Annotated in this window: 18 protein-coding genes; 12 read left to right on the top strand and 6 right to left on the bottom strand. The window is 68.7% G+C overall.

The features are described from left to right. Positions 1-227: 227 nt before the first annotated feature. From HWX03_RS24055 to HWX03_RS24020, 8 genes are all read left to right on the top strand, one after another. On the top strand, positions 228-1,730 hold the full coding sequence (locus HWX03_RS24055) for an MFS transporter (protein WP_208456816.1): 1,503 nt from the start codon (positions 228-230) through the stop codon (positions 1,728-1,730). A gap of 9 nt (positions 1,731-1,739) precedes the next feature. Continuing rightward, complete coding sequence (locus HWX03_RS24050) at positions 1,740-2,327, top strand: hydrolase (RefSeq protein ID WP_174432046.1); 588 nt, start codon at positions 1,740-1,742, stop codon at positions 2,325-2,327. Between the two features lie 58 nt (positions 2,328-2,385). Continuing rightward, on the top strand, positions 2,386-3,549 hold the full coding sequence (locus HWX03_RS24045) for a zinc-binding alcohol dehydrogenase family protein (protein WP_175872906.1): 1,164 nt from the start codon (positions 2,386-2,388) through the stop codon (positions 3,547-3,549). A 102-nt stretch (positions 3,550-3,651) separates the two neighbouring features. Beyond that, positions 3,652-4,890, top strand: coding sequence for a CoA transferase (locus HWX03_RS24040; protein ID WP_175872905.1), 1,239 nt, complete (start codon positions 3,652-3,654; stop codon positions 4,888-4,890). Next, positions 4,887-5,750 (top strand): CoA ester lyase, encoded by an 864-nt coding sequence (locus tag HWX03_RS24035; protein ID WP_175872904.1) that lies wholly within the window; start codon positions 4,887-4,889, stop codon positions 5,748-5,750. Before HWX03_RS24040 ends, HWX03_RS24035 begins: the two co-directional genes overlap by 4 nt. After that, positions 5,747-7,234: an MmgE/PrpD family protein gene (locus HWX03_RS24030; RefSeq protein ID WP_175872903.1), complete on the top strand. Its 1,488-nt coding sequence runs from the start codon at positions 5,747-5,749 to the stop codon at positions 7,232-7,234. The genes HWX03_RS24035 and HWX03_RS24030 overlap by 4 nt, the downstream gene beginning before the upstream one ends. Next, the gene (locus HWX03_RS24025) at positions 7,231-8,250 is read left to right on the top strand and encodes a cyclase family protein (RefSeq protein WP_175872902.1); all 1,020 of its coding nucleotides are present in this window, start codon (positions 7,231-7,233) and stop codon (positions 8,248-8,250) included. Before HWX03_RS24030 ends, HWX03_RS24025 begins: the two co-directional genes overlap by 4 nt. 274 nt (positions 8,251-8,524) lie before the next feature. After that, entirely contained in the window at positions 8,525-9,463 is a 939-nt protein-coding gene (locus tag HWX03_RS24020; protein ID WP_174432040.1) for a LysR family transcriptional regulator, read from the top strand. Positions 9,464-9,482: 19 nt separating this feature from the next. Here the strand turns inward: HWX03_RS24020 and HWX03_RS24015 are convergent, their stop codons facing one another. The 3 genes from HWX03_RS24015 to HWX03_RS24005 form a co-directional block, all read right to left on the bottom strand. Further along, positions 9,483-10,949: an MmgE/PrpD family protein gene (locus tag HWX03_RS24015; RefSeq protein WP_175872901.1), complete on the bottom strand. Its 1,467-nt coding sequence runs from the start codon at positions 10,947-10,949 to the stop codon at positions 9,483-9,485. A gap of 45 nt (positions 10,950-10,994) precedes the next feature. Further along, the gene (locus HWX03_RS24010) at positions 10,995-12,077 is read right to left on the bottom strand and encodes a porin (protein ID WP_175872900.1); all 1,083 of its coding nucleotides are present in this window, start codon (positions 12,075-12,077) and stop codon (positions 10,995-10,997) included. 187 nt (positions 12,078-12,264) lie between these two features. Continuing rightward, positions 12,265-13,155 carry a CoA ester lyase gene (locus tag HWX03_RS24005; protein WP_175872899.1) on the bottom strand — a complete coding sequence of 297 codons (891 nt, stop codon included), beginning with the start codon at positions 13,153-13,155 and terminating at the stop codon, positions 12,265-12,267. Between the two features lie 229 nt (positions 13,156-13,384). Here HWX03_RS24005 and HWX03_RS24000 point away from each other — a divergent pair, with 229 nt between their 5' ends. From HWX03_RS24000 to HWX03_RS23985, 4 genes are all read left to right on the top strand, one after another. Continuing rightward, positions 13,385-14,149, top strand: coding sequence for an IclR family transcriptional regulator (locus HWX03_RS24000; RefSeq protein ID WP_175872898.1), 765 nt, complete (start codon positions 13,385-13,387; stop codon positions 14,147-14,149). 58 nt (positions 14,150-14,207) lie between these two features. Then, entirely contained in the window at positions 14,208-15,488 is a 1,281-nt protein-coding gene (locus HWX03_RS23995; protein WP_175872897.1) for a CoA transferase, read from the top strand. 57 nt (positions 15,489-15,545) lie between these two features. Continuing rightward, complete coding sequence (locus HWX03_RS23990) at positions 15,546-16,565, top strand: cyclase family protein (RefSeq protein ID WP_175872896.1); 1,020 nt, start codon at positions 15,546-15,548, stop codon at positions 16,563-16,565. A gap of 76 nt (positions 16,566-16,641) precedes the next feature. Then, a complete protein-coding gene (locus HWX03_RS23985; protein WP_175872895.1) occupies positions 16,642-18,093 on the top strand; it encodes an MFS transporter in 1,452 nt (483 codons plus the stop codon). Between the two features lie 28 nt (positions 18,094-18,121). On the opposite strand, the gene HWX03_RS23980 is transcribed toward HWX03_RS23985, so the two are convergent. From HWX03_RS23980 to iolE, 3 genes are all read right to left on the bottom strand, one after another. Beyond that, positions 18,122-18,616, bottom strand: coding sequence for a heme-degrading domain-containing protein (locus tag HWX03_RS23980; protein WP_175872894.1), 495 nt, complete (start codon positions 18,614-18,616; stop codon positions 18,122-18,124). 114 nt (positions 18,617-18,730) lie between these two features. Continuing rightward, positions 18,731-19,549, bottom strand: a complete 819-nt coding sequence (gene iolB, locus HWX03_RS23975) for a 5-deoxy-glucuronate isomerase (RefSeq protein ID WP_175872893.1) — start codon at positions 19,547-19,549, stop codon at positions 18,731-18,733. Positions 19,550-19,605: 56 nt separating this feature from the next. After that, positions 19,606-20,535 (bottom strand): myo-inosose-2 dehydratase, encoded by a 930-nt coding sequence (gene iolE / locus HWX03_RS23970; protein WP_175872892.1) that lies wholly within the window; start codon positions 20,533-20,535, stop codon positions 19,606-19,608. Positions 20,536-20,559: the final 24 nt, after the last annotated feature.

Genomic DNA, 20,559 nt, shown 5'->3' with positions numbered 1-20,559 from the left:
TCCTCCCGAATCCTGCGCCTACGCCCGTCACGCAAGGCTGACGGGCGTATCCCGCGTTGCGCGGTCATGCCGGCGTACATCGCTCGCATGCGTCCCGCGCACACTCCCCATTCAAGTTGCGAATGTGTGCATCGCAACAATCCATTTCATCCGCGGCGATCGGAGCGGTAAGGTGAACGCACGTTCGATATTCGTCGACCGATGCACATCCATCACGCGAAGACGCCATGAAAACGACTCACGATCGATCCGGCCACACGGCCCGTGCGACCGCCGGCGGCGCGCCCGAAGGCGGTGGCGACCGACGCGACGCAGGTCTGCGCCTGCCGGCGAAGCTGGTGGGCCCGATCGTGCTCGGCACGCTGCTCAACGCGCTGAACTCGTCGATGATCGCGGTCGCGCTCGTCAGCATCCAGCAGGCGTTCGCGCCGCCCGGCGCCGCGCATGCGCGCATCGATACGCTGTGGCTCGTGTCGGGGCTCTATCTCGCGACGGCCGCCGGCCAGCCGACGATGGGGCGGCTCGCCGATCGCTTCGGTGCGAAGCGGATCTTCTGCATCGGCCTCGCGATCGTGCTGGTCGCGTCGTCGCTCGCGCCGTTCGCGCCGACGCTCGGCTGGCTGGTCGCATCGCGCGTCGCGCTCGGCATCGGCACGTCCGCCGCCTATCCGGCCGGCATGGCGATGATCCGCGCGTGGTCGCAGCAGCACGCGAACGGCGCGACGCCGACGGGCGGGCTCGGCGCGATTTCGATCGCGGCGCAGGTGGCCGTCGCGTTCGGCCCGCCGCTCGGCGGCGCACTCGTGCAGTTCGCCGGCTGGCGCGCGATCTTCTGGATCAACGTGCCGATCGTGCTGGCCGCCTTCCTGTTCGCATGGCTGTGGATCCCGGCCGACCCGGCCTATCGCGGCGCGCAGGCGCGCAGCACGCGGCGCGCCACGCTGACGGAACTGGATCTGCCGGGCGTGGCGTTGTTCGTGCTGACGCTCGCGAGCCTGCTGCTGTTCCTGCAGTCGGTGTCGCGCGCACCCGATTGGCTGCTGCTGGCCGCGACGCTGGTGCTGGTGCCGCTGCTGATCGGCCGCGAGCGGCAGGCCGCGGCGCCGCTGATCGACATCCGGATGCTGGCCGACAACCGTCCGCTGCTCGGCACGTATCTGCGCTGCGTCGGCACCTATGCGGTGTTCTACGCGATCTTCTATGCGCTGCCGATGTGGCTGCAGGAGGCGAGGGGGCTATCGGCCGCCGACGCCGGCCTCGTGATGCTGCCGGTCGCCGGCGTCGGCACCGTCACGACGATGCTCGCGACCCGCATCGTGCACCGTCACGGCGCGCGCCCGGTGCTGATCATCGGTTCCGCGCTGCTCTGCATCGGCAGCGTCGTGATGAGCCAGATGACGAGCAGCCTGCCGATCGCGGCGATCGTCCTGCTGTCCGTCGTGTTCGGTATTCCTAATGGTTTCAACAATCTCGGCAATCAGGCCACTCTTTACCAGAGCACGCCGCACGGCCGGATCGGTACGGCTTCCGGGCTGTACCGCACCGCGCAGTACGTCGGCGGCAGCCTGTCGTTCGCGCTCGTCGGTCTCGCGCTCGGCCATCCGGCGAGCGACCGCGGCTTGCGCGAGCTTGCCGTCGTCCTGGCGGTGATCAGCGTGCTGCTGTTGCTCAATGCGGTATCGAGCCGGCACCTCGACGCCGCCGTTTCTTCCGTTCCACAACAAAAGTGAGGGTGATACATGTCCATTCCGACGCTCAATCGCACCGCCGCACTCGTCGCCATCGATCTGCAGAACGGCATCGTGTCGCTGCCGGTCACGCCTTATACCGGCGCGCAGGTCGTCGCGAAGACGGTCGAACTGGCGGCGGCTTTCCGCGCGCGGGGGCTGCCCGTCATCTACGTGCACACGAGCTACCGGCCCGACGGCGGCGTGGCGCTGAAGGTGAAGACGGATGCGCCGTCGTCGCCGCCGAATCTCGATCCCGAATGGAGCGCGTTCGCGCCGGCGCTCGGCGTGTCGCCGTCCGACCTCGTCGTGACGAAGCATCAGTGGGGCGCGTTCACCGGCACCGACCTGGACGTGCAACTGCGTCGCCGCGGCATCACCGACATCGTGCTGACGGGAATCGCGACCAACATCGGCGTCGAATCGACGGCGCGCCAGGCATACGAAAACAACTACAACGTCGTCATCGTGAGCGACGCGGTCAGCACCTCGTCGGCCGATGCGCAGACGTTCGCGCTGACCCAGATCTTCCCGAAGCTCGGGCAGGTCGCCGCGGCGGCGGACGTGGAGGCGGCACTGGAGCAGACGCAGTCGCGCTGAAGCCGGCGATTCGTTCGGCGCGCTTTTTCAGATACCAGTCGTTTACCGAGGAATGACGATGATCAAGACCGATGCATGGGTTCTCTATGCGGGACCGGAGCCGACCCGCCAGCAGCCGCCCGTTGCGGGCGAACTGCGCCGCGAAACCTTCGAATTTTCCGCGCTCGAAGCCGACGAGGTGCTCGTCGAGCCGCTGTACGGATCGTGGGAAGCGAACCTCGACCATGCGCTGTCGCGCAATCCGGTCGATATCTGCCGCCAGCGCCGCGAGGACAAGATCGTGCTGGGCAACGGCGCGCTGGTGCGCGTCGTGGAGCGCGGGAGTGCGGCCCACGCGCTGAAGGACGGCGAGATCTGCATGGTGATGCCGTTCGGCAAGCGCGACGAATACGGATTCGCCGAGCTCGTCTACGCGTACGACGCGCCCGGCACGATCGGCGTGATGGCGCAGCGCACCAAGATGCGCGCCGACAACCTGGTGCCGGTGCCGACCGACAGCCGCCACTCGCTGCTGCAATGGGCGACCTACGGCCGCTACTTCACCGCATGGGACAACTGGAAGGTCGCGTCGACCTGCTGGCGTTCGCAATTGCCGGACGTCGATCCGGCCGACTATCTGGTGTTCGGCTGGGGCGGCGGCACGACGCTGGCCGAGCTGCAGCTCGCGAAGCGCGAAGGCTTTCGCGTCGCAATGACGGCGAGCAACGACCGCCGGCTCGAGGAGCTCGCGAAGCTCGGCATCACGCCGGTCGACCGCCGCAAGTTTCCGGATCTCGCGTATGACGAGGCGCGTTATCGGGCCGATCCGGACTACCAGGCACGCTACCGCGAGTCGGAGCGCATATTCGCCGAGACGATCGCCGAGCTGAGCGGCGGCCGCGGCGTCGCGATCTTCCTCGACAATCTCGGCGGCGCGCTGTATCGCGCGACGATGCGCGTGACGGGCCGCACCGGCATCGTCGCGACGGTCGGCTGGAAAACCGGGATGCGTCTGTGGAACCTGCGCGCGACGGAATGCATCAACCGCCGTCTGCACATTCACACGCACGCGTGGCGCTACGACGACAGCATCACGATTCGGGACTTCCAGGAATCGACCGGCTGGATCGGCCAGGAACCGACCGAAATCTTCGATTTCGACGACGTGCCGAAGCTTGCATCCGATTACCTTGGCGGGAAGATCGAGACGTATTTCCCGATCTATCGGATCAACGCGGTCTGAGCCGCGGGTCGCGCGCCGCGCCTGCATCGTTGCATGATGATTAGTGGTGCAAACGATGAAGACGCGTGGCGCGCCGTGCAACCTATCTGGCAGGAGAACGCCATGGCCTCTGTGGAAACCGGGGAGGTCGACGCCGGCACGGCGTCGGACACCTCAAGCCGCGCGCCGCTCGGCGGCATTCGCGTGATCGATACCGCGACGCTGTTTGCCGGCCCGCTCGCGGCGACGATGCTCGCCGACTACGGCGCCGACGTGATCAAGGTGGAACATCCGACGGGCGATCCGGCGCGCAAGTATGGCGCGCGTCGCGACGACGTGCCGTTGTGGTGGAAGGTGGTCGCGCGCAACAAGCGGGCGGTCACGCTGAATCTCGGCACGGCCGACGGCCAGCGGATCTTTCGCGAGCTGGCCGCGCAGGCCGACGTGGTGGTCGAGAATTTCCGGCCCGGCACGCTGGAGCGCTGGGGACTCGGCTACGACGTGTTGTCCGCGATCAATCCGCGGCTCGTGCTGGTCCGGGTGACGGGCTTCGGCCAGTTCGGCCCGTATGCGCGCCGCCCCGGTTTCGGCACGCTCGCGGAGGCGATGAGCGGGCTGGCGGCCGCCACCGGCGAGGCGGACGGGCCGCCGCTGCTGCCGTCGTTTCCGCTGGCGGATACGGTAGCGGGGCTCACCGCCGCGTTCGCGATCATGACGGCGCTGAAGGCGCGTGATCGCACCGGACGCGGGCAGGTGGTCGATCTCGCGATCATCGAGACGATGCTCGCAGCGATGGGCGCGCAGGTTGCGAGCTACGACCAGACGGGGCGTGTGCCGGAGCGTGCCGGCAACCGCTCGCCGAACAATGCGCCGCGCGGCGTGTACCGCACCTCGGACGGCAAGTGGGTCGCGCTGTCGACGTCGGCGCACAGCATCGCGGAGCGCGTGATGCGGCTCGTCGGCCGCGCGGACCTGATCGACCAGCCGTGGTTCGCGAGCGGCGTCGAGCGCGCGAAGCATGCGGACGAGCTGGACGCGGCGGTCGGCGGCTGGATCGGCCAGCGCACGCGCGACGAGGTGATCGATGCGTTCGAGCGCGCGGAGGCGGCCGTCGCGCCGATCTACGACGTCGCCGACGTGCTGCGCGATCCGCAGTATGCGGCGCTCGGCTCGGTCGTCTCGGTGCCCGACGCCGAACTGGGCGCATTCCGCACGCACAACGTGCCGTTCCGGCTGTCCGACACCCCCGGCGCGATCCGCTGGGGCGGGCCGTCGCGCGGCGCGCACAACGATGAAGTATTCGGCGCATTGGGCCTGGAACCGCGGGACCTTGCCGACCTGACCGAACGAGGTGTGATTTGAGACAGAGCGCAACCTGCCGCAGTTACCTGTACGTGCCCGCGCACAAGACGCAGGTGGTCGAGAAGGCCTACGCGAGCGAGGCCGACGCGATCGTGCTGGATCTCGAGGACGCCGTGCCGGCGAGCCACAAGGTCGACGCCCGCCAGGCCGCCGCCGCGATCCTCGCGGGCGGCCCGCCGAAGCCGACCTACGTGCGCGTCAACCCGATCGGGAGTCCGTGGTGCCGCGACGACGTCGAGGCGATCGCATTGCCCGCCCTGCAGGCGCTGCGTTTGCCGAAATGCGATTTCCCCGCGCACATCCAGGAAGTCGCGGGCTGGCTCGATGCGCTCGGCAGCGACGCCGGGATCCAGATCCTGATCGAATCGGCATATGGCGTGGAGACGGCTTACCAGCTCGCGACCGCGTCGCCGCGGCTCGAACGGATCGGGCTCGGCGAAAGCGACCTGCGCGCCGACCTGCGGATCGGTGTCGACAACTTCACGCTCGAAGTGTGCCGCGCGCGCTGCGTGGTGGCGTCGCGCGCGGCAGGGCTGAACGGGCCGATCCAGACGGTCTATCACACGCTGGGCGATCTCGACGGCCTGAAGGAATCGACGTTGCGGGCGAAATCGATGGGATTCGTCGGCCGCTTCGCGATCCATCCGTCCCAGCTTCCGGTCATCAACGCGGTGTTCACGCCGTCGGACGAGGAAATCCGCGCGGCCGAGCGCGTGCTGGAGGCGGTCGATGCGGCGGACGAGCAATCGTCGGTGTTCGTGCTGCCCGACGGCCGCGTGGTGGCGCCGCCGCTGATCGCGAACGCACGCGTGACGCTCGCGCTTGCGACCCATCTGCGGCGCGACGGAGTCGCGGCATGAGCGCGCCCGATACGCTTTCCGCGCCGGCTGCTGCCGTCAAGCCCGCGAGTCCGGACGGTATCGTCGGCGCGCTCGGCCGTTTCGCGGCGGCGGTGCGCGTCGACGGGCTCGACCGCACGCTGCGCGTCGAGGCTGCCGCCCGCGTGCTCGACCTGGTCGGCAACAGCCTGATCGCGCACGACGAACCCGTCGCGCAATCCGTGCTGCAGGTCGCGCGGCGCTGGGGCGGCCACGGCCGTGCGAGCGTGATTGGCGCGCCCGACCGGCTGCCGGCCGCGAGCGCCGCACTCGTCAACGGCACGCTCGCGCATGCGATGGATTTCGACGACTCGCACATGCTGTCGGTGCTGCATCCGAGCGCGTCGGTGATTCCGGCCGCGCTCGCCGCCGCACAGGCGAGCGGCGCATCGGGCGCGGCGCTGCTCGATGCGATCACGGTCGGCACGGAGATCTGCATCCGGCTCGGCGTGGCCGCCTACAACGAGCGGCTCGGCAATTCGGTGTTCTTCGAGCGCGGCCAGCACGCGACGTCGATTTGCGGGACGGTCGGCGCCGCCGCGGCCGCGGCGATGCTGTTCGGGCTCGATGCCGCGCAGATCGCCGCGGCGCTCGGGATCGCCGCGAGCATGGGCGCGGGCCTGCTCGAGGCCAATCGAACCGGCGGCTCCGTGAAACGGATCCACTGCGGCTGGGCCGCGCATGCGGGCGTGAGCGCGGCGGAACTGGCGGGCGCGGGCGTGACCGCGCCGCCGACCGCGCTCGAAGGCCGCTTCGGCTTCTTTCACGCATGGTGCGGCGAACTGGCCGACGTCGACGCCGTGCTGCGCGACCTCGGTGACGACTGGGAGACGAGCCGGATCATCTTCAAGCCGTACCCGTGCAACCACTTCACGCATCCGGGCATCGACGCGGCGCTGCAATTGAAGGCGCAGGGCGTGACGGCCGACGACGTGGTGTCTGCCGAACTGCGGGTCGCGACGTCGACGCTGCGCACGATCGGCGAGCCCGCCGAGTTGAAGGCCAATCCGCCGAACGGTTATGCAGCGGCGTTCTCGGGGCCGTACACGATCGCGGCCGCGCTGCTCGGCGGCGGCGGGCTCGGCGTCTGGTTCGACGATTTCGACGATGCGCTCGTGCAGGATCCCGCGCGCCGTGCGCTGGCCGCCAAAGTCCGCTGCGTCGCCGATCCGTGGTGCGACGCGCGGTTCCCGCAATGCCTGCCTGCCGTGCTGCGCGTGACGCTGCGCGACGGGCAGGAGTACGAGGCGCGCGTCGAGTCGAGCAAGGGCACCCGTTCGCGGCCGCTGACCGAACAGGAACGCGTCGCGAAGTTCGTGCTCGCCGCGAGTTCGACGATCGGCATGCCGCGCGCGCTCGAACTGCGCGACGCGGTGCAGGCGCTGGCCGACGACACGCCGCTGGATGGGCTGGCGGCGCTGACGTCCGGCGTGCATCCGAACCGGAAAGGAGGAGAGCCATCTTGAATGCACCACGCTGGAGCAAGCGGCCGCCCGGCTCGAACTGGGGTGATTTCGGTCCGGACGACCAGAAGGGACGGTTGAACTGGCTGACGCCGGAGAAGGTGCGGCAGGGCGTCGCCGAGGTGCGCGAAGGCCTGTCGTTCTCGCTGAGCCTGCCGCTCGACGTGCCGCGCGGCGGCGGCCTGAACGCGCGCCGCCGGCCGCCGGCGATCATGCCGGCGCTGCTGGGCGGCAAGCCGTACTTCGGCTATCGCGCGGACGAACAGGTTGCGAACGCAACCGATGTGGTGTGCGACGACTCGTTCTGCATGCACTCGCAGTTCTCGACGCAGTGGGACGGCCTGTCGCACGTGGGCGGCCTGTTCGACGCGGACGATGACGGCGTGCCCGAAATCGTGTTCTACAACGGCTTCCGGATGGGCGAGCATCTGCGAGTGCCGCAGGAGGGCGACGCCACCGGCGGCGCGCGCTCGCTCGGCATCGAGGTGATGGCGCAGACCGGCGTGCAGGGGCGCGGCGTGCTGATCGACCTGCGGCATCACTTCGGCGACGCCCGCACGAAAGTCGGCTACGCGCAACTGATGCGCGTGATGGAAGCAGACGACGTGCACGTCGAGCAGGGCGACATCGTCTGCCTTCACACCGGTTTCGCCGATTTGCTGTTGAACGACGAGAGCGGGTCGCCCGCGACCGTCGCGAGCGCCTGCGTGCTGGACAGCAGCGACGCCCGCCTGCTGCAGTGGATCGACGAGTCGCGGCTCGCGGCGCTCGTGGCCGACAACCACGCGATCGAGGAGCGGCCGCAGCATGCGCAACCGCTCGCGCAACCGGGTGCGCTGATGCCGCTGCACGAGCTGTGCCTGTTCAAGCTCGGCATCCATCTCGGCGAGCTGTGGCACCTGACGCCGCTCGCGAACTGGCTGCGCGCGCATCGGCGCAGCCGCTTCCTGCTCACTGCACCACCGTTGCATATCCGGGGGTTGGTCGGTGCGCCGGTGAATCCGGTCGCGACAGTCTGACGCGCAGGCGGCTGCTGCCGGTGCGCGATCGGCCGGGGTGAACCGTTTCCACGCGTTGATCCGGGATCGTCGATTGACCCGATTATCGAAAAAGTGACTGAAAATCGGGTCATTCAAATCAAAAAACGAATCAATGACGGGAGATATCTAAAAAATATTGAAACGTCAAGATTGGACTATTCTCTTTTATTGCACTAAATATCAGGGGATTTCCCCATTGCGATAATCGTGAATCGGGGAGGGCGATTAACCCGTTTAGTGGATGGTCACAATCATGAATCTACGTTCGATCGACCTGAACCTGCTGGTCATACTCGATGCGCTGCTGACGGAGAAACAGGTGACGCGGGCCGGCCTGAAGGTCGGCCTGACCCAGCCGGCCGTCAGCAATGCGCTGTCGCGCCTGCGGTATCTGTTCAAGGACGAGATCCTCGCGCGCAGCACGATCGGGATGGAATTGACACCACGCGCCCAGGCGCTGATCGCACCGGTCCGGCAAATCATGCAACAAATCGAAGAATTATTTGAATCGGATTATCAATTCAACCCTTTTACTTCGGAACGTCATTTTACGGTCCGGATGTCGGATCTCACCGAATTGCTTTTGCTGCCCGCATTGCTGCGGCGCATGCGCGCGACGGCGCCGAATATCAGCCTGGACGTCGTGCACCCGAGCGCGGCCAAGACGGCCGAAGCGCTCGACGCGGGGCGGCTCGACATGGCGATCAGCGCGGGCCTCGAGCATTCCGGCACGCTGTCGTCGGAAACCGTGTTTCACGACCGGATGGTGTGCATGCTGAGCCGCAACCATCCCGATGCGGACAAGCCGCTGACGCTCGAACGGTTCCTCGCGCTCGACTTCCTTAACGTCTCGATCAATCCGGTCGACCACAGCCTGATCGACAACCTGCTCGCGAACATGGGCTGTACGCGCCGCATCGTGCTCAACGTGCCGCACTGGCTCGTCGTGCCGAACATGCTCGATGCGCTGCCGTATGCCGTGATCATGTCGGAGCGGCACGCGCTGAGCCTCGGCGATCGGCGTCTCGTGATCCGCGAGCTGCCGCTCTCGATGGAGCCGGTCACGTGGTCGCTGTACTGGCATCGCCGCTACGACGCCAGCAACGCGCATGGCTGGATGCGTCGCGCGATCATCGCGGCTGCGGAATCCGTCGTCGACGACGTCACGGCGGACGCGTGCAGCGTGGGCTGAGCGCGATGCCGCGCGCGAGTCAGCCGACGACGAACAGCGGCGGCAGCGTCGCGACGTCGGGCTGTTCATCGAGTCGCCACAGGAAATCGAGTGCGGCACGCATCCGCGCCGCGCTCCAGTGCTGGCGGCAGTTCTTCGTGAACTTCGCTTCGTAGTCGTCGCGCCGCATCGGTTGCGTCGGTGAGCCCGGCAGATCGTCCACCTGCTTCGTATAGGTCGCGCCGTCGTCGCACACGGCCGTCACGCGATTCGGCGCATGTGCGGGATAGCGGGCCGTCAGCGCCGGATCCGCGTTGACCGTGATGGTGCCGATCAGCGCGCGCAATGCCGGGTCGCGCAGCGCGGCGCCCGCATAGCTGCGGGTCGTGATGTCGCCGTCGAGCATCGCCCGCGCGACGATGTAGGGCAGGCTGTGATCGGCGGTTTCGTGGGTCGACGGCGCCCATTTTTCCGGATCGCGGCCGGCCGTCACGTAACCGACTTCGGTCGTGTGGATCTCGATGCGCCGGATGCGCCGCAGGTCGCCAACCTGCGCGGCGACCGCGAGCGCGGCCGGAATCGCGGTTTGCGTGAGCCCTTGCGCCGGATAGAACTTCACGAAGCACCGGCCGATCCGGAACGTGCCGCCGCGCCCGCCGAATGCGCCGGTGTCGAGCGTGAACGGCCCGGACACCTGCGCGAAGAACCCGGCCGCTCCTTCGAATATCGGCGCGGGGCCGGTGAGGCCGGCGTGGGCGAGTTCGGTCGAAAACACCGCGTTGCGCGCCGCGTCGGCGTCGGCGAACGCCTTCCAGTTGGTCAACTGCTGCACCCGCGTCTGGTTCAGCGCGAGATGGCTGTTGATCGACAGGTTGACCGCCTGCACGAGTTGCGGCGCGGGCAGGCGCATCAGCTTGCCCGCGGCGAGCGCGACGGCCGGCAGGCTGTAGCAGGTGTGATCCCAGCCGCGCGGGCTGATCGCGGCGGCGTCCATCAGCCGGCAGGCGATTTCGTACGCGATCGCAATCGACAGGATCAGGTCGCGGCCAGTGGCGTGCTGCGCTTCGGCGACCGCGAGACACGCGGCGACGTTGTCGCTCGGATGGCCGGTTTCCTTGCCGGCATACGCATCGTTGAAATCGAAGTAGCGCAACGCCGTGCCGGTCGCGAACGCGGCGAGATCGGGGCTCGTGCGCTGGTTCGTCCCGATCACGGTCGAGACGCCTCCGGGCGACGCGAGCGCCGCGGTGCGCGCGATCCGCACCGGCGGTTCGTCGTGGGCGGCGATCGCGCAGCCCAGTGCGTCGATCAGATGCGCCTTGATCGTTTCGACGGTCGCGGCGTCGAGGTCGCGATACTGCAGTCCGGCGGCGTAGTCGGCGAGCTGCCGGGCGAGTTCTGGTTCGCTGGTGTTGCGGGTATCGGCGGTTGCGGCCGCGCGGGCGTGAGCGAACGGCAACGCGACGGCAGCGCCGGTCAGCGCGGAAAGAAAGTGGCGGCGATTCATGGTTTGGGCTCCGAAGGTTCCAGGTGCGGGAAGAGGGCGGCGAGGTCAGAACGCCTTGCGCAGGCCGAGCGCGACGCCCGCGCTGCCGGAGCGGCCGGCGGCGAGCGAATAGTGCAGAAAGTTGTAGTTGTCGTTGTCGAAATCGAGCGCGGCGCGGTGCGCGTAGCCGGCCGCCAGGTACAGCGTCACCGTCTTCGATACGAAGTAGTTCAGCTGCAGCGTGACTTGCTGCGGACTGACGGGGCGCGATGCCGGCGTTTGCGCATTCGCCGGATTCTGTGCACGGATTTTTTCGTAATAGACGGCGCCGATCGCCTGCAGGAAATCGGTGATGCCATAACGGACGCCGACCCACCAGAACGTGAAGTTCGTCACGACCGACGGCGCGGCGATGTCGCTGTGCGCGTGCTCGACGCCGGCCAGCAGTTGCGCGCGCCCGAGCGGCACGAGTGTGGAAGCGGCGTACCGGCGGAAATGCGCGAAGCCGCCGGGCCGCGGCGTGTGGACGTCGTCGAATGCCGCGGCGAACGAGAACGCGCTGCCCGCATAGTCGAAGCCCGCGCCGTACGCGGCGTTCGACTGGAACGCGCCCGCCGTGCCGCCGAACGCATAGTGGGTCTCGAGCGTCAGCGCGCCGAGCTTCGCCAGATACTTGACGACGTTGTTCTCGCGATAGTTGATGCCGACGATCGCGCCGTCCGGCTCGTACAGCGTCGAATAGGCGCCCGTCGGTGAATAGCGCTCCATGATGTCGAACAGCGTCGTGTACTGGCGGCCGAGCCGCAGTGCGCCCCAGCGCTCGTGTTGCAGCGCGACCCACGCGGAGCGGTCGAAGCCGCCCGAGCCGGCCCCGGCGCCGTTGGTCAGGTTGATGCTGCTTTCGACGCGAAACGCCGCCTGCCAGCCGCCGCCGAGATCCTCGACGCCCTTCAGGCCCCAGCGTGATCCGCTCTTGCCGCCCGAGGCCATCCGCGCGAGCGATGCCGACGACTTGCCGTCGGGCGCGGCCTGGCCGGTGAGAAATTCGGTGTAGACGTCGGCGACGCCGTACAGCGTGAGGCTGGTCTGCGCGCAGGCGCCGGCCGATACGAGGCCCAGTCCGCACAATGCGGACATTCGCTTGCCCATGGGGCTGTCTCCTTGTTTTGGGATTGTTGTTCGTCATGAGCGCCGCGCGGGTCGGGGCGCGCGGCGCGGCGTCGCTATCCGGGGCGGACGGCGAACGGCGCGTGCCGTGCCGGGCCGCTCGCGCGCGTCGCACGACGCACGCGGACGGCGTTCGGCAGCGGGGGCCGGCGATGAGGCGTGCGCATCGTCAGCGCGCGCGTGCCCGCACGGCTGCGTCGCGCGCGAGTACGCGCGTCGCCTGCGCGACGCCTGCCGCGTCGACCATTCGGCCGTCGATGCGCAGCGCGCCGCGGCCGTTGGCGCGCGCATCGTCGTACGCGGCGAGCACGGCGCGCGCGTCGCGCACCGCGTCGTCGTCGGGCCGGAACGCGCGGTTCAGCGCATCGACCTGCAGCGGATGGATGCAGGTCGCGCCCGCGTAGCCGAACGCCGCAGAGGCGCGCGCGATGCGCTCGAATGCATCGAGGTCGCGCAGTTCGTCGAGGCCGCCGAGCAGGCCGAGCGGCAGGATGCCGGCCGCGCGCGCGGCGATGATCAGCAACTGCTTCGGCACGCGCAGCACGTCGGCGCCGGTGCCGCTTTCGCAGTTCAACGCGAAGTCGGCGCCGCCGAGCATCATCGCGACGACGCGCGGCGACGCGCGCGCGATCCGGTCCATCGCCTGGAACGCACGCGGCGTTTCGATGATCGCGACGATGCGGGTGCTGCCGGGCGCGGCGCCGGCTTCATCCTCGAGCGTGGCCAGCAGTTCGTCGATCGCCTCGACATGCGAGCCACCGCGCACCTTCGGCAGCACGATGCCGTGCACGCCCGCCTGCACGGCCGCACGCAGGTCCGGCACCAGCAGGTCGAGCGGGCCGTTGGCGCGGACCAGCACGTCGCGGCCGGCGGCGCGCAGCCTCGGCACGGCGTCGGCGAGACCGTCGCGGGCGTCATGCTTGCACGCGAACGGGACGCTGTCTTCCAGGTCGAGGATCAGCGCATCGGCGGCGCTGGTCGCGGCCTTCTCGACGAAACGGGGGACGTGGGCTGGGACGTAGAGGAGCGAGCGCCAGACCGGTTGGGAAGAGGAATTCATCGTTGTTCTCTGAAAATGAAAGTCACTTTTATTTTTGTGATCGATGGGCCCATTCGTCAAGATTATCGTTAACGCCTATATTTAAGAGAAATTGAAAGAAGATGAACGAATGACGTTGTGCGAATTCATGTTGATGTCACGGCCGTCCTGCGTATAATGAAAGTCACTTTCATTTTTAGATGGGCTCCGGGCGCGCCGTTCACGCCGCCCGGCCCAGCGCGAGGCAGACATGAGCAAGGTGGAGACGAGCAATCAGGCAGAAGGCGGCGTGGCCGCGGTCAATCGCGCGCTGACCGCGCTGCTGGCCTTCTCCGGCGCGCCCGGCGGGCTGATGCTCGCGCAGGTCAGCGACGCGACGGGGCTCAACATGAGCACGCTGCTGCGGATGTTCGAATCCCTCGAACAGTTCCGTTTCATCAAGCGTCTGCCCGACGGGCGCTACGTGCTGGGGCCGGCCGTCTTCCAGCTCGGCGTGATGTACCGCGAGTCGTTCCAGTTGCGTGAGCACGTGATGCCGATCCTGTCGACGCTGTCGGCGCAGACCGGCGAGACCGCCGCGCTCTACGTGCGCGAAGGCGACCAGCGCGTCTGCCTGTTCCGCATCCAGGCGCAGCGCGCGGTGAGCACGCATCTGCGCGAAGGCGACCGCTTTCCGCTCGACGTCGGCGCGGCGGGGCGCGTGCTGCTCGCGTTTTCCGGCACGCGCGGCGGCGAGTACGAGAAGACGGCCGAGCAGGGCTATGCGGTGTCGATTGCCGAGCGCGATCCGGAGAGCGCGGCGATCGCGTGCCCGGCGTTCGGCGTCGGCCGCGTGCTGAGCGGGGCGATCTCGCTCGGCGTGCCGCGCTATCGCTTCAACAAGAAAGTGCTGGCCGATTACCTGCCCCATGTGCAGGCTGCCGCCGCCGCGCTGACGCACGCGCTCGGCGGCGATCTGCCCGCGACGGGCGCGGCGTTTCCCGCAACCGACCAGCTTGGCGTGCTGCTCGAGTAGCGCCGGCGCGCGGCGCGCGCATCCCTGACTGACCGACCGATAACTACCAGGAGACATCATGTCCGTACCCGACACGCAGGCCGCGCGCGCGGCCGGCGCGCATCGTCGCGCGTCCACCGGCCCGATCCATCCGAAATCGTTCGATGCCGCCGCCGCCGGGCCGCTGTCCGGCGTGCGCGTGGTCGATCTGTCGCGGCTGATGGCCGGCAACATGCTGAGCGTGCAGCTGGCCGACTTCGGCGCGGACGTCGTGAAGGTCGAAAGCGAGCGCGGCGATACGCTGCGCGCGGTCGGCGCGGGCGGCATCAGCACGAACTGGAAGGTGTACGGACGGAACAAGCGCAGTGTGTGCGTCGATCTGCGCACGCCGGAGGGCGTCGACATCGTGCGTCGGCTGGTGCGCGACGCGGACGTGTTCGTCGAGAGCTTCAAGCCCGGCGTCGCGGAGCGGATGGGGCTCGGCCCCGACGACCTGCTCGCGATCCGTCCGGAACTGGTGATCGCGCGGATTTCCGGCTGGGGGCAGACCGGGCCGTATCGCCACAAGCCGGGCTTCGGCACGCTCGCCGAAGGCTATGCGGGCTTCGCGGCGATCAACGGGTTCGCCGATCGCGAGCCGGTGCTTCCGCCGATGTTTCTCGCCGACATGACGGCCGGGATGTCCGGCGCGCTCGCCGTGCTGGTCGCGCTGCATGCGCGCGGCGCGCAGCGTGCGGCCGGGCAGGTGATCGACGTGTCGCTGTTCGAGCCGCTGTTGTCGATCCTCGGGCCGGCCGCGGCGAACTACGTGATGACCGGCGAGATCAAGCCGCGCACCGGCAGCCGCTCGACGAACACCGCGCCGCGCAATGCGTATCGCACCCGTGACGGTAAATGGCTGTGCCTGTCGAGTTCGACGCAGGCGATGGCCGAGCGGCTGTTCCGCGCGATCGGCCGCGCGGACCTGATCGACGATCCGCGCTATGCGACCAACGTGCTGCGCGTGCGGCACGCGGAAGCGCTCGACGCGATCGTCGGCGAATTCATCGCCGCGCGCGATCTCGACGCCAATCTCGCGTTCTTCGAGGAAGCGGGCGTGACGGTCGGGCCGATCCAGGACATCGCGCAGATCGTCGCGGATCGCTACGTGATCGAGCGCGAGGCGCTGGTCGAACTGCCCGACGACGACGTCGGCAGCTTGCCGATGCACAACGTGACGCCGCGCCTGTCGGGCACGCCCGGCGCCTTCCGCCGGCCCGCGCCCGCGCTCGGCGAACACAACCGCGAGATCCTGCAGCCGCTGCTCGGCGAGCACGAATACGCGCGGCTCGCCGCGCTGGGCGTGATCCGTTCGCAGTAAGCGGGCCGCGCACCGGCCGAGACCGGAGATACCGGACATTGGAGGAGAGGAGACACCATGAATCCGCGTTGGACCCATCGACCGCCCGGCTCGAACTGGGGCGATTTCGGCCCGGACGACCAGAAGGGGCGCCTGAACTGGCTGACGCCGGACGCCGTGCTGCGCGGCGTCGCGGAAGTGCGCGAAGGCCGCGTGTTTTCGCTGAGCCTGCCGCTCGACGTACCGCGCGGCGGCGGACTGAATGCACGGCGGCGCCCGCCTGCGATCATGCCGGCGCTGCTGGGCGACAAGCCGTACTTCGGCTATCGCGCCGACGAACAGGTGACGAACGCCACCGACGTGGTTTGCGACGACGCGTTCTGCGTGCATTCGCAGTTCTCGACGCAATGGGACGCGCTGTCGCACGTCGGCTCGCTGTTCGATCCGGCGGGTGACGGCGAAAAGGCCCGCGTGTTCTACAACGGCTACCGGATGGGCGAGCATATCCGCGTGCCGGAGACGGGTGCCGCGGAGGGCGGCGCGCGGGCGCTCGGCATCGAGGTGATGGCGCGCACCGGCGTGCAGGGGCGCGGCGTGATGGTCGACCTGCGCCGCCACTTCGGCGACGCACCGCGCAAGATCGGCTTCGACGACTGGATGGCGGTGCTGCGCGCGGACGACGTGTGCGTCGAGCGCGGCGATATCGTCTGCGTGCACACGGGCTTCGCCGAACTTTTGCTGGCCGCCGCCACGCGCGGCGAGACCGGTGCGCCGCACGCATGCTGCGTGCTGGACGGCGCCGACGAACGTCTGCTGAACTGGATTGACGCGTCGGGGCTCGCCGCGCTCGCGGCCGACAACCACGCGGTCGAGGAGCGCCCGCGCGATCCGCCGCCGCGCGCGCAGCCCGGCGCACTGATGCCGCTGCACGAGCTTTGCCTGTTCAAGCTCGGCATCCATCTCGGCGAACTATGGCACCTGACGCCGCTCGCGGACTGGCTGCACGAACACCGCCGCAACCGCTTCCTGCTGACGGCGCCGCCGCTGCATCTGCGCGGGCTCGTCGGCTCGCCGGTCAATCCGGTCGCCACCGTGTGATTGCCTGCCGCGCGGCCCGCGCCGCGCGCTGATCGACGTCCCGCGCGCCGCGCGGGCGGACTACCGAGGACACGCCATGTCTGACTCTGTTGCGGCATCGCTCGCCGCGCGCATCGACCGCCTGCCCGCGACGGCCGGCATCTGGAAGCTCGTGCTGTTCCTGAGCGTGGGCGGCTTTTTCGAGGTCTACGACCTGTTCCAGATGACCTATCTGCCGCCCGGGCTGATTCGCGACGGCATCTTTCACACCGGCGCACGCGGCGTGCTCGGCATGTCGGACCAGGGCGCGCTCGGCGCGGCGACGTTCATCGGGCTGTTCGTCGGCGAGATGTTCGTGTCGCGCCTGGCGGACCGCTACGGGCGCCGCGCGCTGTTTACCGGCGCGCTGCTGCTCTATACCGTCGCGAGCCTGATGATGTGCGTGCAGTCGAGCGCGCTCGGCGTGCTCGTGTGCCGCTTCGTCGCGGGCTGCGGCGTCGGCGCGGAGCTGATCACGATCGGCGCGTTCCTGACCGAGCTGGTGCCGAAGGCGGTGCGTGGCCGCGCGTTCGCCGTCTGCTTCGCCGTCGGGTATCTGGCCATGCCGGTGCTCGCGTTCGTATCGTGGCTCTGGGTGCCGCACGATCCGCTCGGCTGGTCCGGATGGCGCTGGGTCGTGCTGCTCGGCGGAAGCGGCGCGGTGGTCGTCTGGTGGCTGCAGGCGCGCCTGCCCGAGTCGCCGCGTTGGCTGGTCGGCGTGGGCCGCGAAGCAGAGGCCGAGCGGATCGTGGCGCAACTCGAGCACATGGCGGCGCGCGAATCGGGACGGCCGCTGCCGGCGGTCCGGCCACCGGCCGCCGCCGTGCAACCCGCGCGGCGCGTGCCGTCGATGTGGGACGCACGGCACCGCGGCCGCACCGCGATGCTGATCGCGTTCAACGGGTTCCTGAGCATCGGCTTCTTCGGTTTCAGCCAATGGCTGCCGACGCTGCTCGCCGCGCAGGGCGCGACCGTCGCGAAGAGCCTCGGCTATGCGTTCGTGATCGCGTTCGCGTATCCGGTGTCGCCGCTCGTCGCCGGCCTGCTCGCGGACCGCATCGAGCGCAAGTGGTTGATCGTCGCGTCGGCGTTCGGCGTCGCGCTGTTCGGCAGCGCGTTCGCGATGTCGGCGCAGGCGCCGTTCGTGATCGCGTCCGGCCTGCTCGTCACGCTGTCGAGCACGGTGCTCGCGAGCAACGGTACCGCGTACCAGTCGGAACTGTTTCCGACCGCGATCCGCGGGCGGGCGCTCGGCTTCGTGCATTCGATCGGCCGCCTGACCGGCGCGGCCAGCAGTTTCATCGTCGCGTTGCTGCTCGAACGCGCGGGGGTGTCCGCGGTGTTCGCGCTGATCGGCGGCAGCATGCTGATCGTGATGCTGTCGATCGGCGCGTTCGGGCCGCGCACCAACAACCGGTCGCTCGACGATATCCCGGACGAGGAAGCCGATGCGGCCGTGGCGAAACGGCCGGCAAGCACGCTCGACGCGCTGCCGACGCGCCGTTCGTGACGGCGCCCGTGCGATGGCGTAGCGGCGCCTACGCGCTCATCGCCAGCGCAGTCGCGCCGACGTGCCACCGCAAGCATTCGACGACGAGCGCGTGATCGCGCTCGGAGCCGAGCCCCGCGATCGTCATCGCGCCGACGATGCCGGCCCCGGCGATCCGCAACGGCACGCTGCCGCCGTCGAGCGCGTAGTCGTCGTCCGACAGGCCCTGCGAGCGCAGCGACCAGCCGGCACGCCGAAAGCACGCGCCGACCGCGAGCGAACTCTGGCCGAAACGCAGCACCGTGTTCTGCCGGCGGCGGATCGCATCGCTGTCGTGCGCGCCGCTGCCGTCGAGCGCGCAGTAGAACAGCGGCGCGTGCCCGCCGACGATGCCGACCGCGATCGGCAGCCCGCGTCGCGACGCGAGGTTGACCGCGATTTCTCCGATGCGGCGCGCGACGGCTGCATTGAAGTGCGGCAGCGCCGGGTTCGACGCATCGTCGTCGCAGGCGTGGGGTTCGAGGCGAAAGGGGGGCGTCACCATGGCGGCTCCGTCGCGTTGCCGGCGCTGTACGCGCGCGCCGGGCGTCGCATCGTCACGGGCCACGTGCGGGCCCGTCTTCCGTTCAGTGCTTCGGCGTTTCAGCACGTCAGCGCTTCAGCGTTTCGGCGCCGCATCGAGCATCCACTCGTGCGCGGGATCGTTTTTGAACGCCCACGCGCGGCTCGGCCCGGCCATCACGTTCAGGTAGTACAGGTTGTAGCCGTGAGGCGCTACCACCGGGTGGTAGCCGCGCGGCACCATCACGACGTCGTGGTTTTCGACCGCGCACGCTTCGTCGAGGCTGCGGTCGTCCGTGTACACGCGCTGGAACGCGAAGCCCTGCGGCGGATCGATCCGGTGATAGTAGGTTTCCTCGAGCGAGGTTTCGTCGGGCGCGGCGTCGCGGTCGTGCTTGTGCGGCGGATAGCTGCTCGAATGGCTGGCCGGCGTGACGACTTCGACGACGAGCAGCCGGTCGGCGGCCGGGTTGTCGCCCATCAGGATGTCGCAGACGTAGCGCGTGTTGGTGCCTTGCCCGCGTACCGAGCGGCGCATCCGCTCGCCATCGAGGCGCTGCACGCGCTTGTTGCCGCTCGCGTACGGCGCGGTGCACAGCGCGACTTCCGCATCGCGCGTCGCGACCAGCGTGACGGTCTTGCCGCCCGGCACGTACAGCGCGTCGGGCGCTACCTCTTCGAACACGCTGTCGCGCTTGCCTAGCGCATCGTAGGTTGCGCCGTCGACTTCGGCGCGCACCGTGCCCGTCAGCACGACGACGCACAGTTCGCGCGTGCCTGTGTCGACCGTTTCGGTGTCGCCGGCCTTCAGCCGCAGCGCGCGAAAGCCGACATGCTTCCAGCCGGCCGATTCGGGCGTGACGTTGCAGATTTCGCGGTCGGCGGATGCCTTGACCAGCAGGGGAGAAATCGTCATGAAGTGGGTCTCCGCAATAGGGTAGGGCGAGAACGCTCGGGCGCTTGCGCGCGTGCTCACGCGCTCAACCGGTCGACGATCGCGCGCAGCGATTCATAGCCCTTCTTCGCATACTGATAGCTCGGCGCGACGGCCGGATCCTGCTCGGCCTCGACGACGAGCCAGCCTTCGTAGCCGGCGTCCTTCAGCGTGCGCAGCGTCGCGTCGTAGTCGAGCGCGCCGTCGCCCGGCACCGTGAAGGTGCCGTTGATCACGCCGTTCAGGAAGCTCCAGCCGTCGTTGCGCGCTTGGTTCACAACCTGCGGCCGCACGTCCTTGCAATGCACGTGCGCCACGCGCGACACGTGCTTCTTCAGCAGCGTCACCGGGTCGGCCGCGCCGCCGAAATACGCATGGCCGGTGTCGAACAGCAGGAACACCTTCGCGGGATCGGTCAGCGCCATCAGCCGGTCGACGTCGTCCGGCGATTCGACGTACGCGCCCATGTGGTGATGGTAGGCGAGCTTGATTCCGTACGTGTCGAGCAGGTGCGCGCCGAACGCATCGAGGCGCGCCGCATAGCGCCGCCACGCTTCGTCGTCGACGAAACGCGGCCGCTTCGCGACCGGCGTGTCGATGCTGCCCTGGATCGTGCCCGCGCATTCGCCGTACACGACCACCTTCACGTCGTTGAATTGCAGCTTCGTCATGTGCGTGCGGCAGCGCTCGATTTCCGCCGCGACCGCATCGACATCGGTCATGCCCGGCGCAACTTCTGCGAGGAAGCCCGAATACCAGCCCGATACGCACACGAGCCCGAATTCGGCGAGCTTCGCCTTCAGTTCGGGGCCGGTCTTCGGAAACTTGTTGCCGAGCTCGAAGCCCGCATAGCCGATTTCGGCGCCTTCCTTCAGCGCCGTTTCGAGCGGCGTTTCGCCGCCGAGCGACGGCAGGTCGTCGTTCATCCACGACAGGGGATTGATACCGATGCGGACGTTCCAGCTCATGACGTGCTTCCTGGGTTCGAATGT

This window comes from Burkholderia sp. BCC0397, assembly GCF_902832865.1.
Classification (GTDB): Bacteria; Pseudomonadota; Gammaproteobacteria; order Burkholderiales; family Burkholderiaceae; genus Burkholderia.
Note: the sequence above shows the minus strand (reverse complement) of the source record. Positions and strands in the feature narration are given on the sequence as shown.

What these genes read in the sequence shown, in the direction of transcription:
- HWX03_RS24055 (WP_208456816.1), top strand. Translation starts at nt 228, where the DNA reads ATGAAAACGACTCACGATCGATCCGGCCACACGGCCCGTGCGACCGCC.
- HWX03_RS24050 (WP_174432046.1), top strand. Translation starts at nt 1,740, where the DNA reads ATGTCCATTCCGACGCTCAATCGCACCGCCGCACTCGTCGCCATCGAT.
- HWX03_RS24045 (WP_175872906.1), top strand. Translation starts at nt 2,386, where the DNA reads ATGATCAAGACCGATGCATGGGTTCTCTATGCGGGACCGGAGCCGACC.
- HWX03_RS24040 (WP_175872905.1), top strand. Translation starts at nt 3,652, where the DNA reads ATGGCCTCTGTGGAAACCGGGGAGGTCGACGCCGGCACGGCGTCGGAC.
- HWX03_RS24030 (WP_175872903.1), top strand. Translation starts at nt 5,747, where the DNA reads ATGAGCGCGCCCGATACGCTTTCCGCGCCGGCTGCTGCCGTCAAGCCC.
- HWX03_RS24020 (WP_174432040.1), top strand. Translation starts at nt 8,525, where the DNA reads ATGAATCTACGTTCGATCGACCTGAACCTGCTGGTCATACTCGATGCG.
- HWX03_RS24015 (WP_175872901.1), bottom strand. Translation starts at nt 10,949, where the DNA reads ATGAATCGCCGCCACTTTCTTTCCGCGCTGACCGGCGCTGCCGTCGCG.
- HWX03_RS24010 (WP_175872900.1), bottom strand. Translation starts at nt 12,077, where the DNA reads ATGGGCAAGCGAATGTCCGCATTGTGCGGACTGGGCCTCGTATCGGCC.
- HWX03_RS24005 (WP_175872899.1), bottom strand. Translation starts at nt 13,155, where the DNA reads ATGAATTCCTCTTCCCAACCGGTCTGGCGCTCGCTCCTCTACGTCCCA.
- HWX03_RS24000 (WP_175872898.1), top strand. Translation starts at nt 13,385, where the DNA reads ATGAGCAAGGTGGAGACGAGCAATCAGGCAGAAGGCGGCGTGGCCGCG.
- HWX03_RS23995 (WP_175872897.1), top strand. Translation starts at nt 14,208, where the DNA reads ATGTCCGTACCCGACACGCAGGCCGCGCGCGCGGCCGGCGCGCATCGT.
- HWX03_RS23990 (WP_175872896.1), top strand. Translation starts at nt 15,546, where the DNA reads ATGAATCCGCGTTGGACCCATCGACCGCCCGGCTCGAACTGGGGCGAT.
- HWX03_RS23985 (WP_175872895.1), top strand. Translation starts at nt 16,642, where the DNA reads ATGTCTGACTCTGTTGCGGCATCGCTCGCCGCGCGCATCGACCGCCTG.
- HWX03_RS23980 (WP_175872894.1), bottom strand. Translation starts at nt 18,616, where the DNA reads ATGGTGACGCCCCCCTTTCGCCTCGAACCCCACGCCTGCGACGACGAT.
- iolB (WP_175872893.1), bottom strand. Translation starts at nt 19,549, where the DNA reads ATGACGATTTCTCCCCTGCTGGTCAAGGCATCCGCCGACCGCGAAATC.
- iolE (WP_175872892.1), bottom strand. Translation starts at nt 20,535, where the DNA reads ATGAGCTGGAACGTCCGCATCGGTATCAATCCCCTGTCGTGGATGAAC.